Origin of the sequence: Kribbella sp. CA-253562 (genome assembly GCF_050942265.1) — a bacterium.
Lineage (GTDB): Bacteria > Actinomycetota > Actinomycetes > Propionibacteriales > Kribbellaceae > Kribbella.
Genome location: NZ_CP192049.1, coordinates 2,432,819 through 2,445,742, shown reverse-complemented (window position 1 = coordinate 2,445,742; position 12,924 = coordinate 2,432,819). Strand labels below are relative to the sequence as shown.

The 12,924-nt window shown below is 64.1% G+C and carries 6 protein-coding genes and 2 pseudogenes; 5 read left to right on the top strand and 3 right to left on the bottom strand.

From position 1 onward, the window contains the following. Positions 1-80 precede the first annotated feature (80 nt). Both ACQPXM_RS11845 and ACQPXM_RS11840 read right to left on the bottom strand, forming a co-directional pair. A pseudogene (locus ACQPXM_RS11845) lies at positions 81-1,359 on the bottom strand (IS256 family transposase). Between the two features lie 1,249 nt (positions 1,360-2,608). Then, positions 2,609-3,205 (bottom strand): ATP-binding protein, encoded by a 597-nt coding sequence (locus ACQPXM_RS11840; protein WP_432947773.1) that lies wholly within the window; start codon positions 3,203-3,205, stop codon positions 2,609-2,611. 1,634 nt (positions 3,206-4,839) lie between these two features. Between ACQPXM_RS11840 and ACQPXM_RS11835 the strand changes: the two genes are divergently transcribed. Next, entirely contained in the window at positions 4,840-5,400 is a 561-nt protein-coding gene (locus ACQPXM_RS11835; protein WP_432947771.1) for an RICIN domain-containing protein, read from the top strand. 225 nt (positions 5,401-5,625) lie between these two features. Continuing rightward, positions 5,626-5,892: a helix-turn-helix domain-containing protein gene (locus ACQPXM_RS11830; RefSeq protein ID WP_432947769.1), complete on the top strand. Its 267-nt coding sequence runs from the start codon at positions 5,626-5,628 to the stop codon at positions 5,890-5,892. A 1,407-nt stretch (positions 5,893-7,299) separates the two neighbouring features. Here ACQPXM_RS11830 and ACQPXM_RS11825 read toward each other — a convergent pair. Continuing rightward, positions 7,300-7,779, bottom strand: a complete 480-nt coding sequence (locus ACQPXM_RS11825; RefSeq protein WP_432947767.1) for a MarR family winged helix-turn-helix transcriptional regulator — start codon at positions 7,777-7,779, stop codon at positions 7,300-7,302. Positions 7,780-8,068: 289 nt separating this feature from the next. Here ACQPXM_RS11825 and ACQPXM_RS11820 point away from each other — a divergent pair, with 289 nt between their 5' ends. From ACQPXM_RS11820 to ACQPXM_RS11810, 3 genes and pseudogenes are all read left to right on the top strand, one after another. Next, complete coding sequence (locus tag ACQPXM_RS11820; RefSeq protein WP_432947765.1) at positions 8,069-8,407, top strand: rhodanese-like domain-containing protein; 339 nt, start codon at positions 8,069-8,071, stop codon at positions 8,405-8,407. A 1,608-nt stretch (positions 8,408-10,015) separates the two neighbouring features. Continuing rightward, the gene (gene pepN / locus ACQPXM_RS11815; protein ID WP_432947763.1) at positions 10,016-12,397 is read left to right on the top strand and encodes an aminopeptidase N; all 2,382 of its coding nucleotides are present in this window, start codon (positions 10,016-10,018) and stop codon (positions 12,395-12,397) included. Positions 12,398-12,525: 128 nt separating this feature from the next. Further along, positions 12,526-12,897, top strand: a pseudogene (locus ACQPXM_RS11810) (transposase); the annotation flags it as partial. Positions 12,898-12,924: the final 27 nt, after the last annotated feature.

The window sequence follows — 12,924 nt, the reverse complement described above, 5'->3', positions numbered from 1 at the left end:
CTTCTGCTCGCGAAGTTGAACGGCAGCTGGCCGGCCGTGGGGGACTGTCAAACGAACGGTGTAACTCGGGTTGAAGAGGGTTAGTTGCGTCCGGCGGCGAGGCGGCCGTCGAAGGCGATCTCGAAGGCGTTGAGTGCTGGTTTCCAGCGCATGGTCCAGCGTTTGCGGCCGGTGCCGGTGGGGTCCAGGCTCATGACCGCGAGGTAGACGCACTTGAGTGCTGCTTGTTCGTTGGGGAAGTGGCCGCGGGCCTTGACCGCGCGGCGGATGCGGGCGTTCACGGACTCGATCGCGTTGGTGGAACAGATCACTCGGCGGATCTCGGGATCGAAGGCCAGGAACGGTACGAACTCGGCCCAGGCGTTGTCCCACAGCCGCACGATGGCCGGGTAACGCTGGCCCCAGGCCTCGGCGAACTCGACGAACCGTTCCTTGGCCGCCGCCTCGGTCGGGGCGGTGTAAACCGGCTTGAGGGCCTTGGCGATGGCGTCCCAGTGCTGGCGGCCGGCGTAGCGGAAGCTGTTGCGGAGTAGGTGCACGATGCAGGTCTGGGTGATCGCCCGCGGCCACACGGTGCCGATCGCGTCCGGCAGCCCGGTCAGCCCGTCACACACGACCATCAACACGTCCGCGACACCGCGGTTGCGCAGCTCGGTGAGAACGTGCAGCCAGTACTTCGCGCCCTCGCCGCCGTCGCCGGCCCACAAACCCAAGATGTCGCGGTGTCCCTCACGCGTCACCGCCAACGCGAGGTGATCGGCCGGTTCGACACCTGCCCATCGCGGACCTTGACGTGGATCGCGTCGATGAACACCACCGGATACACCGCATCCAGCGGCCGGTTCTGCCACTCGACCATGCCCTCGACCACCTTGTCGGTGATCGTGGAGATCGTCTGCCTCGACACCTGCGCCCCATACACCTCGGCCAAGTGCGCGGAGATCTCGCCGGTGGTCAGGCCCTTGGCCGACAACGAGATCACCATCTCGTCCACACCCGACAACCGCTTTTGCCGTTGGCCACGATCCGCGGCTGGAAACTCGCGTCCCGATCCCGCGGCACATCGATGGCCACCTCGCCGATATCGGTCAGGACCGTCTTGGTGCGCACCCCGTTGCGGGAGTTGCCCGTCCCGCGGCCGGCCGGGTCGTGTTTGTCATAGCCCAGGTGATCGGTGATCTCGCCCTCGAGCGCGGATTCCAGCACTCGCTTGGTCAGCTGCTGCAACAGCCCGCCCTCACCGGTCAACTGCAGCCCGCCGGCCCGAGCCTGTCCCACCAACTGCTCGACCAGTTGCTCATCCAGGCCATCCAGCCCGGGCTCAGGCTTCGGCTCCTCGGCATGCTCCACGTCAGACATCATCTCGGTCATCAGATCTACTCCCACGATTGGGAGTTACACCGAACTTCTTACAGTCCCGGCCGTTGGCGGTCATTGTTACTGAGGTTCGGCGGCACTGACGAGTGAGTGTGGATCAGAGTTACCGCCTTCGGGAAGCGCGATGTCTGAGCGTTTTGATCTGAGTGTGGCCGAACAGCCTGTCAGCCCCCGCGAGCACCCTATTGTGCGACGGGTACCGGCACGATCACGCGCTGACCCGGGTGAAGCTATCCCCTGCCTTCTTCGCGCTGGGGCAGCTCGGCTGTTTCAGGTTGTAGATCAGGCGGTACGGCTGCGCTGTTTTGTCCGTCACGATCACTGAGAAGGCTGTGGAGGACCTCGCTGGGATCGACAACATCGACCCATGACTGCAGACGCCTTGGCGTCAAGATCCTTGGTGCCTTTGCTGTTGTACCCGGAGAGCTCGACCGGATCGGTATCGCCGGAACTGTTCTGGCCATGCTCGGGCTGGCAGCGGTGGAGTCCCGTGTGGCGTGCCCTTGCAAGGAATCGGATCCGCAGACGCCAGCCGTGCTTGGCCAGACCACGCAGCTTCGCGCGTTCCGGGAAGGCCTCGTCCAGTGGACCTTCCTCGCGATCCAGTGCGAGGCTCATCGGCCTGAACTGGGGCGCCGAGTTCCTGGACGGTCGACGCGTACCGGCGACCGGGTGTGCCACCGGACCTGGTGGCCGCGTCCAGTCAGTTCCCGCGCGATCGGGCGAAGCGGCCCCACATGGCCCGCCAACGGCGAGATGCGATCAGAATGTTCGACACGCCGCCCAATGCGAGAGCGATCACCTGATCGGTTCGGCGTGAGAGCCGTCTTGCGATCCGCCACCGTCTCGTCGTGCGTAGTAGCAAGAGTCGCGGATCGAGAAGCCCCAACCCATGCGACCGGGCACCGATCGCGCAGAACAGACCATGAAGAATCCGCCACTACGGCCATTGCGGGGCGCTGTCCTGTCCGGTCAGCCGCGGATGGGGGAAACGCGAGGACGGTGTGGTGAGCAGCGCGAGCGGGCACATCCTTCTGATCAGTGGGAGTACCAGGTCGAAATCCACCTGTACGGCACTGCTCCGAACGGCTCACTAGTACTGGAATGGTGAGGTGGAACTGCACATCTTCAGCGGCCCGACCGGCTTACCGCACTTCTCTCGGCGTTTTGTCCCGGGCCATCCCAGCTGCCCTCACGCGGCATCGGGCACTTCGGCACGTCGGAAGGCCTGTCAGCGGGTGGGGGTGCGTGGTGAGGCTGTGGGCGCCCGTAGGACTCGGTGCCGGTCTCGATGATGTTCCCGCCGAAGGTGAGCCGGTCGACGATCGCGGCGCACATCTCGGTGAAGGTCTTGCCCAGCCGGTGAACGACTCATTCGAAGCGATCGTGACAGAGTTCTTCTCCTCGCGTGTCGGTCAAAACCTGAACAGCAGCACACGCTGCGCCGGTCGAGCTGCACGTAGCCGAGTTCGTCGATGCAGAGCACGTCGACGCGACCGTAGCGAGCGATCGTCTCGGTCAAGGTCACCTCGTCTGCGGCCTCGACCAGCTCGTTCGCGGCGAGAGCGTACTTGACCTCGGTGCCGAGCGCGATCAGCAGGTGGGAATTGCTGGTGCCAGAGTCACCCATCAGGCACTGAGGCAGGTCCTTCTCGACCCACGCGCTGATGGCGAGGAAGTTGATGACGGCGGGGTCGACGTTCGGGTTAGCGTCGAAGTCGAAGTCCCGAAGCGAACTTGATCGTGGAACGCTGCGGCTCTGATCCGGCGTTGGAAGCGGCGCCGGGCGGTCGTCGCATTCGGCCAGTAGAAGCTCGGCTGGGAACACTCGACATACGACATCTGGTCGGTGCTGGCCTTCGCAGCGAGCTCGGGCAACTGGCCGCGGATCGTCGGCAGACGCAACACCCGGCAGACCTGGTCGACGGCTGCTTCGGCGGCTTGTTCACTCATACGGCGCCAGGGACTCATGCTCTGCGCTTCTATCTGGATCCGGTCGGAGCGAGCGGGTGTGGGCAGACCAAGGCACGGGATGCGACCCGGCCCAAGACCGTGGTGTCGTCAACTTCACGAATCGCCGACGTCACCACGCGCCGACAGCTCAGGCATGTCTCGCACACGCCAGGTATCAACGTCACCCCGAGTACCTCATGACGCAGCCAAGGCACAGTCGCATGAGCCGGTTCGATGCGCTCGAGGCGACCTAGGCGGTCAATCCGACGCTGATGATCGCCGCAGCAGACGGTCGGGCGCAACTACCGCTCGACCCCCTAGAGACAGAACCGCCCCGCCAGCCGTGCACAATTCGTCGAAACGCCGGTGCGTCGTAATCGCCGCCGGCGTCACGAACGTCCCCGGCCGGAACCTCACCGCCTCATATAGGGCGGACCCGCTGCTACTTCGAATCCAGCGGACCGCTTCCATGCCTCCGGAGTACCGATGCTTCTGCGACTGCGAGATCCGACTGCCTTGGCAGTTTCGTACAACAGTCAAGGAAGGACTGCGTGCGAAGAACGGGAGCCGGAGAGTGGACCACCCCGAGGGTGACCTGTTCCACGTCTTCTTCTACGGACTATATGGATCCCGAGCAGCTGGCCTCCCGACGCGTCCCGGCTCGCGACGGACGCTTTGGCGTACTCAACGGATACAACTTGGGCATCGGTCAGGTCGCCACGCTTCAGCGGGATGACGGACGCCGTACGCGGGGCATCGTCTTCGCCCTCACGTGGGTTGAACTCGACCGTCCTACTTGCAAGCTCGGCTGACCATGTATGGGCAGTTCGCTGTCGACGTGGAGATCGACAACTCGCCGCTGCGGTGCTTGTGCGCGATGGCCCGCGACCCCGCATACGTCGAACCTCACAACCCTGTCTACGCGAACCGCCTAGTCGATACAATGCAGCATTTGCGTTTGCCCTCTGGGGCGATCGCCTCGGTGCGTGTGGCTGCTGAGCCCACACAGCGGGCCTGAGGGTTTAGTCCGGCCTCCGCTCTGATTGAAGACGGATTGCGGCACCGCCTCCATCCGGGCCGGCTGCGATTGGCGTGGACAGGTGGATCAACGTAGACAACGAACCTCGTCCCCAGCGCTCTCGGGTCTAGCCCAGAGGCGCCGCATCGCCCAATGTCCCTGTGGTCGCAGTTGCCCGCCACGGGAGTGGCCGCCGCGTCGGTCTGATTGAGGGATTACCCTCATTGACGTTTCGGTCACCGGCGACGAAGAATCGGCCGACAGATTGAGCACTGCTCCACCCGACCATGACGTGGCCTGTCGACGCCCATAGATCTCGGGCTAATGGCCGTTTGGGCATGCGCCATTACAGTGTCGTCATTCTCGTAGCTTCGCGTCACTGATTGGCCTGCAACTCCGTCGTCTGTGAAGCGGCCGGTCTTCTCGGGCAGTGTGCGTGGCTCAGCAGAAAAGAACAGCAACTCCGGGGCGAAAAAAAGTGAGGATTAATTGTGGTTTTGCGCAAAGTATGTCGCCTTGGAATGGCCTTGGCTGTCGTCGTGACAAGCACTCTCGCCTTTCCCGAATCTTCACTCGCGGCGGACGTTACTGGAGTTATCGTCAAACATAAGACCGCGTGGGGCGGTGGTTGGGCATTAAACATCGGGGGCGCCGATGGTTCCACGGTGAACGGCACACGAGCGCAGCTTTTCTACAACACGGCTTGGGATAATGCCAATGGATGGCAATACCAGAACCCTAAGAATGGGTGGTACATGTGGGTAAATAGGTGGAGCAAGCAGTGTCTGGCCGTTGACGGCGCCGTCGTTGCGCAGAAGCCTTGCGATCCTTCGGACAACCGGCAGTATTGGACGCATGACGCGCAGGGTGGGGGAACGTCTTGGGTCCGCAATCTGATGCATTACTCCAGCCATTGGAATACAGTGCTCACCCAGGAAACCGCTAATTGGGACAGTACTGTTGTCATGAGAAGCCCTCAAGATCAATTGATTACCCAGCAATGGGTTTCCCCATGGTGTCAGTACTTCGGCAATGAAGAGAAGGAGTGCTGAAAAGCCACTTTCAACGTGACGATCGTGATGACCCGGTAGATGTGTCAATGGCATGTCCTGGATCTGACAGACCGGACTTTCGATGGCTAGTGCCCTAAGTCAGAAATTCGTTCTAGTCCGTAGACTGCGGTGCTGCCGAGTCCGAAGGTCGATCCTGCGGTGTTGTCCGACCATGAGCCTCGGCTGCTGGAGGGGTGAAGTCGTCGGCGGAAGACGGTGCGGGCGTTGGCGCTCCGGGCTCGGATCGTGTTGCAGTGTGCCGAGGATGTCACCACGATCAGTGGGGTTGCCGAGCGGCTGGATGTGTCGCGGGCGACGGTGTCGAAGTGGCGGTCGCGGTTCCTTCTCGGGCGACTGGATGGGTTGTTGGATGAGGCGCGTCCGGGCCGGCCGCGGACGATCGCCGATGACGACATCGAGCAGGTGATCACCAAGACGCTGGAATCCACCCCGAGTGAGGCGGCATCACGCCCGCTGCAGACATCACCTTGAACTTCCCACTTTCACTGCGTGCGAGCAGCAATGTCGGATGAGTCGCGTCTGGGGCGGCGTACACTTCACGGCGGCCACGGAGGCGGCTGCTCCCGTTGGTCGTCGGTGGCCGAACGAGCCTTCACCTCGTTCAGGACCACATCAAGGGGACTGCCGGGTAATCGACCACGACATCTCGTGGAGGTTGACTCCTCGTGACGTGTAGTTGATGCATCTCAGGCTTGCGCTACGGACTCCGGTCGTGGTGAGGGACTCGAGCGCGACGGGCATCCGTCGCGCACTCCATCACCACGACCGCGCCCCGGCCAAACTGTAAGCCACGCAGTGAGAACGCCACTTCGGGCAGCTGCCTTCTGAACTCTTTATGGCTTTGAAGGCTCGATCGCGAGGACGAACTCATTGCCGACGGCTTCCAACGCGGGTGGCACCGGTGGCACACCGCGACCAGGACCCTGCCACCGCAGCACCTACCCGACTGGATCACCCAAACCCTGACGACACCCGAGCCCGAGCACGAACCCGCTAGCCCGCAAAAGAGGCCTGGACCCATGTGGCGCCACACCAACGCCTACGCGCTGGCCGCGCTGACCGGTGAACTCGACAAGCTGCAGGCCGCGGCCGAAGGGCGACCGACGGACGCCACAACCACGCCGTCAACGCTGCCGTCTTCGCTCTCGGCCAGCCCGTCGCCGCCGACATGCTCGACGAAACCACTACCCGCAACGAGCTGATCTCCGCTGGCGTCCGAATCGGGCTACCCAGGAGCGAGGCCGAGCGCATCATCACCTCAGGACTGACCGCAGGGGACCGCTACCCCCGCACGAGACACTGACCGACAATCAACGCACAAGAGAGCCTTAGCAAGCCGCGCATGGCCTTCTGAGGCTCAAACTTCACACCGGCCCGCACCCATCGGCTCGTCAGAGCTACCGGACATGGCACTCGTCGGCGAGCAGCGCCTCCATTCTGAACCGACTCAGTCGCAGAGCCGGCCGGATCCTTCGTGAACCCGGCCGGTTCTATGGCGTGAGGTTGCAGCTCTTCGGCTTGGAGAATCTCCCGTGGCGTCACCGGAGCGACGGGCAATGAGTATCCTCTCCTGGATGCCGTGTGAGAGTCGCCGGCGCCGCGATGGCTCACTGTGGGGCGGCGCCGTACCCCAAAATCAACAGGCGCCTTTGCCCTTCTGCCGCGCGAGAACCGCAGGGCTGATGCTCGTGGGGTCGCGCGTTCAGCCGAGTGAACAGGGTTCGTACAGAACACCGACTAAGTCGTACCTAGCTTCTATCGGCGGGACGAGACGTCCTCGTCGCCGCAACCGAACAGCTCACCGCAAGAAGCCCATCCTTCCAACTCCCTACGATCCGTCGCGATTGTGATTCCGCGCAGGCTGCTCAGGGCGCGGGATCACCGACGCGTGGCGGGAAGCTCAATCGTGCGTGGTGGCTGATGAGCGTGGTGCACCTTCATCAACGCTCTGGCGACGATGTCCTGCTCACGCTTGGTCAGGTTCGACGAAAAGTGGTCATGTATGCCGGACATGTAGACCTTTGCAGCCGCTCTCAGGGCTGTCCTCCCGGATGGCGTAATCGCTGCCCACACGACGCGTCGATCATTCTCATCGCGGGTCTTGGTGACCAGTTCGGCCTGAACCATCTCGTCGACTAGCCGGCTGATTCGGGTCCGGCTCAGTACGACGCGGTCGGTGAGCTCCTTCATCCGGAGGCGGCCGTCTGTAGCGGCGGTGAGTTCCAGGAGCACGTCGTACCAGGAGAGTTGAATCAGACCGCGCTGGGCAAGATCAGCGTCGATCGCGCGGATCGCAGCACTGTGCGCGAGCAACATCGCCCGCCATGCCGAGACCCCAGGGTCGTTCTGGGCACTCATCGAATGTCCCTGTTGTCAGTCCCGCCTCGAGCGGTTCGAGACCCGGCAAAACGTCTACAACTGACGGACGAGTTCGACTTCGGCAACAGTTTCGATCTCCCTGAAGACGAGCAACGGACCGGTCATGCGCTGGCCGTCCTAGCTGACAGTCACCGTTCAGGACCGCATCCTACCAACAGTTGCATGCGCAAGCAACTAGCACAGCGGGTTGCGGCAGGCGGGAAAGGCTGCATAATAGGTGCGTCGGCACGCATCTAGTGTGCCCACCATCGTCTAGCAAGGAGATGACATGACAGATCTGATTGGGCGCGAGGAGCTCAAGGCGGCGATCGACGCAGGTTCGGTGAAGGTAGTGGACGCCCTGGGCGGGATGTACTACGAGACGCAGCACCTGCCAGGTGCCATTCCCCTCGTGGAGGCGGATGTAGTCACACACGCCGCCGATTTACTCCCAGACCAGAACGCCGCCATCGTGACGTACTGCTCCAACGAAGCGTGCCCGAACAGCCAAAACGTCGCCGATCGCCTTGTTTCGCTGGGGTACACCAACGTCCGCAAGTATCGCGAGGGGATCCAGGACTGGGTCGAGGCCGGCCTGCCGACTGATTCCGGTCCATACAAGGGCTGATGTCAAACGATCCGGTAAGGCGCCCAGGTGACGAACTGAGCCGCTCTGGGGTTGATGCCGCATCTTTCTGAGTTGGAAGGATGTGCACCATGCCGAGGAAGATCGATCCTGGGGTCCGTGCCCGGGCGGTGCGGTTGGTCGATGACCACCTGGAGGAGAACGCGATCCTCAAGGCTGTATTGGCTTCTTCGCCAGAGAACTCGACCCCCGCAACCGCTGATCATGGGTTGTCGACGCCATGTGAGCTGAGGATCGTCCGGTCGAGTCGACCTGCCGGGTTCTGAACGAGCAGGGCTGCCAGGTCACCGCCGCGGACCTACCGGTTGGGGAGCCAGCCCGGCCGCCGGGTCGCGGCCCGGGCGTCAACGACGCGGCGGTGGTCGGCGCCGTCCGCGGTTGCTGCCCGGCAGCCCGGCGCGAGAACCGGCGCGCCGAGGCTGTCTGCGGAGGCCCGGTATGGGCGACGCAAGATGACCGCCCTGCTGCGCAGTACGAGCATGCCTCAGGCCACCCACGGCGTGGTGGATCGGGCGATGCGCGCGGTGGACTGGCCGGGGTGCGGCGCGACAAGGGCACCCGGACCACGATCCCGGCCAAGGACGCGATCAGAGCGCCGCGACCTGCTCGACCGGGACTTCACCGCTCAGGCACCGAACCGCGCCGGGTCACCGATTTCACGCATGTGAAGACGGGGCCGGATTCGTCTACGTCGCGGTCATCCTCGACTACTTCGCCCAACGGATCTTGGCCTGGCACGCCTCGACAAGCAAGCAGACCGACCTGGTGATGACTCCGCTGCAGCTGACGCTGTGGTATCGGCACCGCGACTACTGCCACTCACAAGGAGTTCGCGCGACCAGCGGCCGGACCCGGGCCACGTGGGTGCTGGTGAAGGCGTTCATCGATTGCTGCGGGCTTGGCGGCCGCAGAATTCACCAGTGGTGGAAGCTGTGGTCGACCGCCAACTCTGTCGTGGCGCAGGTCAAGAACCCGCGACACCCAAGGGGCCTGGTACCGGGGTTTCCAAGCCCGAACGTGGAGAGAGCAGCCCGTCGAATCGGCAGCCGGCCACTGACCCTGACCGCGATTCCGGTCTCGTTTCACCGTGAAATGGGTGTCAGCTGGGCTGTAGCTGGGTCAAGATCTGCACGAATATTGATGTCGGTCCCGGCCCACGCGTGATCGCTTCCTGTGTGTGACCTGGGAGTGGCTCGTGGGTCGGTGTGATGAGAGCGGGAGGGTGGCGTGGACACTGATGCCGACCTGGCCGATAGCGAACCGAGGTGCTCTTCGAGGCGACATGTCGTCCGGCCAGCGGCTGGACCTGCTATCAACCCGCGCTGTGGCGGTAGCCGCGGTCACCGCTCGTGGTGTGCGGTGGGCTGTGGGATTGGGTGCGCATGTCTCCGACTTGAGCAATGATCGGCAGCGCATCTTTGTTGGCTCCGTGAACCGATCGGAGGGTTGTATCCGTAGTGGATATGTCACGTCGCTCGCGACCCGTCGATCGATCCAGCGGCCGGCGCAAGCTCAAGTGGGACTTCGAGAGGGGAAGCGATGAGCGTCCGGAGTTTGACCCAGGCAGAGGCTGAGGAGCGTGCGAGCCTTTTGACGGTCGAACGGTACGACATCGCCGTCGACCTGACGGACCTAGACCACGGCACGCAGGTCCGGTGTGAGTCGACGATCGTCTTCGAGTGTCACCGCCCCGGGGCCGACACCTTTGTCGACTGCGCCGTAGAGATCGAGAGCGTAGCGCTCAACGGAGTTCCGCTCCCAACGGCCGTCGACGGCCGGATCGCTGTGACCGATCTCGGCGAGCGCAACGTCCTCACCGTGCTCACCGTCCTGGACTGCTCGACCCACCAGCTGGGTGTTCGGAAGGTCGTCGATCCGGCCGACGGCGAAGTGTACTTCTACACGGATTTCGTTCCTGACTACGCACGGCACGTCTTTGCCTGCTTCGACCAGCCCGATCTCAAGGCGCCGCACGCCTTCACGGTGACGGCCCCATCAGGTTGGCTGGTCCTGAGTAACAGCGGTGATCCGCAGATCGAAGATCTCGGCTCCGCTCGCCGTTGGACCTTCCCGCCGACCCCACCGCTGTCGACGTACAACACCGTGATCAACGCAGGCCCGTACTACGAACTGCGTCGGCCCGCGGCAGGCCATGATCTCGGGCTGTTCGCTCGGCAATCCCTGGCGCCGATCCTGGACCGCGACGCCGACGAGCTCTTCAAGCTCACCACTCAGGGCCTCGAGTTCTTCGCCGACAAGTTCGGCATGCCGTTCCCGCAGCGCAAGTACGACCAGGTCTTCGCCCCGGAATACCCCGGCGCGATGGAGAACTTCGGTTGCGTCACCTGGATGGACTGGTTCTTGCGCCGAACCACGCCCACTAGGGCGGAGTGGGACATCTTCTCGCGGTACCTGCTGCACGAGCTAGCGCACATGTGGTTCGGCAACATCGTCACGATGCGCTGGTGGGACGATCTGTGGCTCAACGAGGCCTTCGCGGAATTCGCCAGCAACTGGGCCGCCGTCCGCGCGACGTCGTACACCGATGCCTGGACCGCGCACCTGGCCGGCGAAAAACTCAAGGCATACCTCGTCGATCAGGGGCCGACCACGCACCCGATCCGCCAGCTTGTCCGCGATGTCTCCGAGGCTGAAGCGACCTTCGACGCCATCACCTATCCCAAAGCCGCATCGGTGCTGCAACAGCTGATGACCTACGTCGGAGAAGCGGAGTTCTCCGCAGGGCTGACCACGTACTTCGCCAAGCATGCCTGGGGAAACACCACACTGCAGGATCTGATCGATGCGATCGCCGAGGCCAGCGGACGCGACCTGACGCAGTGGAGCGCAGGATGGCTGGAGACGGCCGGTACAGACCGGCTGACTCTGGACAACGACAAGAACCGGTTCACCCTCGTCGCTCAAGGTCCGGGCGGCCCGCCGCGTCCGCAAGTGCTCGCCGTCGGCGCCTACCGGGCGTCGGGCAACCAGTTCGAGCGAACTGCGCTCGTCCAGGTAGAGGTCGCCGGCGAACGAACTCGGCTTGAGCTGCCGGCCGGCGCCGACCTCTATCTGGTCAACGACGAGGACCTGACCTTCGCCTCGACCAGACCCGACGCCACCACGAGAGATGCGTTCTTCACCAATGCCGCCCGCCTGCCCTCACCGATCTCGCGTGGCGTCGCCGTCGCCACGGCCTGGGACATGCTGATCAACGGCGAGGCGACTGCCGCCGAGGCTGTGCGATGCCTGACCGGGATGCTCGCCGTCGAGACCTCAGCATCGGTGATCGAGCCATATCTCAACCTCGCGGTCGAGGCCGCAGACCTGTGGAGCCCGGCCTCGGAGCGCAACGCGCTGATGCGAGCCGTAGCCGCGACCTGCCGCAGGCTGTCCGACGTCGGCGCCTACCGCAAGGCGGCCCTGCGCGGCTTCGCCCGTACTGCGGCCGACCTCGACGAGGTCGCTTGGCTGCAGGCCGAGGCCGGTGAGGACGTCGATCTCCACTGGCGAGCTCTGGTCCGCAAGGCTCAGCTTGGAAGCCCGACAGCGGCCGAGGCGCAGGCACTCCTGGATCGCGACCCGGACCCTGATGCGTGGATCAGTAGGCTCCAGGTCCGCGCGGCGACCCCGGATCGGGCCGAGAAGGAGGCAGTGTGGCAGACGCTCGCGATCCAGCGTGCGGTGCCGTTGGCGTCGGTCTACTCGTTCACCCCGCTGTTCTGGACTGGAGGCCAGGATGAGCTGCTGAGGCCCTATACGGAGGCGTACCTGGAGCTCGTGCCGACCATCCATCTCGGCGGAACCATGCCCGCGACGACTCTCACCAGAGGTCTCTTCCCCCAATTCGGTGCCGACCTGACCTTCGTCGAACAGGCGCAGGCTCTGGCAGCACAAGCTGTCCCGGTCGTCCGCGCCGCCCTCCTCGAACGTGCCGACCGACTTGCTCGCATGCTGCGCTCCCGCGAATGAGGTCGTCCGAAGGGCTTGCAACCACCCACCCAGCCTCGTCCGAGGGGTCCGCCAAGCCTGGATGCCGCGATCGTGCAACTGCCCGAGGCAGAGCGGGCCTAGGTCCTGGTCCGCACCGACGCCGGCGGCGGATCACCTGCTTCGCTACCAACACACCCATCCACCCCATCGGCCGCCACGGCTGGCCAGTCCAGGATGGAATTCCGGCACCGGCAACGAGCCCGCGCCGAAGACCGCGGCCGCAACCTCAAAGACACCGGACTACGCAACCTGCCCTTCCACGGCTACGCCTACAACCAGATCTGGCTCGAGATCGCCGCCCGCGCCGCCGACCTGCTCGCCTGGACGAGACCCTCGCTTTCGACCAGCACGCCCCCGATGGGAACCCAAGAAGCTACGTTCCGGATCCTGGCCCTCGCCGGACAGATCATCCGCGCCGCCGACAACGCCTTAGACTCCCCGCCAACTGGCCCTGGAACCACCTCATCGACACCGGTTGGGACACCCCTGCGAAGCACCTCACACCC

Bases quoted from the DNA above. Each gene is read 5' to 3' on its own strand.
- ACQPXM_RS11825 (WP_432947767.1), bottom strand. From the start codon at position 7,779: ATGAGTGCCCAGAACGACCCTGGGGTCTCGGCATGGCGGGCGATGTTG.
- ACQPXM_RS11820 (WP_432947765.1), top strand. From the start codon at position 8,069: ATGACAGATCTGATTGGGCGCGAGGAGCTCAAGGCGGCGATCGACGCA.